This is a genomic window from Gluconobacter japonicus, from assembly GCF_002723975.1.
Lineage (GTDB): Bacteria > Pseudomonadota > Alphaproteobacteria > Acetobacterales > Acetobacteraceae > Gluconobacter > Gluconobacter japonicus.
Window position 1 is genome coordinate 1 of sequence record NZ_BEWO01000069.1, and the last position, 956, is coordinate 956.

1 pseudogene is annotated in these 956 nt (G+C 54.3%); it reads left to right on the forward strand.

The features are described from left to right. Positions 1-31: 31 nt before the first annotated feature. Positions 32-956 (forward strand): annotated as a pseudogene (locus GJA01_RS15075) (IS481 family transposase); the annotation flags it as partial.

Here is a 956-nt window from a genome sequence, read left to right on the forward strand (position 1 = left end):
TTGTATTTTCACGAGAGTGGAAGGAAGCATTATGGGACAGATACGTCATGGGAGCGCCACGACCACGCACGCCGTGCGAGCAGCACTACAGCGATCGCAGGCTTCGCTCGCGTCGCTGAGCGAGGAATTCGGGATCAACCCGAAAACAGTTGCAAAGTGGCGGAAGCGCTAGCCTGTCGAAGATCAGAAGACGGGACCAAAAGAGCCTCAATCAACGGTCCTTTCCGAGACGGACGAAGCAATGATCGTGGCCTTTCGTCGGCATACTTTACTGCCGCTGGATGACTGCATTTATGCCCTGCAGGCCAGCATTCCCCATCTGACACGCTCCACCCTGCATCGCTGCTTTCAGCGCCACGAGATCTCACGACTGCCGGATATCGCGGGAGACAAGCCCAAACGCCAGCGCTTCAAACGCTACCCGATTGGGTTCTTTCATCTCGATATCGCGGAGGTCCAGAGCGCTGAGGCAAGCTGTACCTCTTCGTTGCCATCGATCGGACAAGCAAATTCGCTGTCACACAACTCGTCGAAAAAGCTTATCGAAAGACGGCCTGGAAATTCCTCGAACATCTCCTGAGCGTTATTCCTTACCGGATCCACACCATCCTGACCGACAACGGGATCCAGTTCGCTGAGCAGCCTCGTAATCGCAATACGGCGTGGTCGCGTCCAATGCGCTTTGACATGATTTGCGAAGCCCAAGGGATCGAACATCGTCTGACGAAACCCAATCATCCCTGGACGAACGGTCAGGTTGAGCGGATGAACCGGATGATCAAGGAAGCAACCGTCAAGCGCTTCCGTTACGGCAGCCACGAGCAGTTGAGGACACACCTCAACGACTTCATGGCAGCCTATAATTTCGGGCGAAGGCTCAAGACCCTGAACGGCCTCACACCTTACGAATACGTCTGCAAAATCTGGACTTCAGAGCCAGAAAAATTCATCATCAA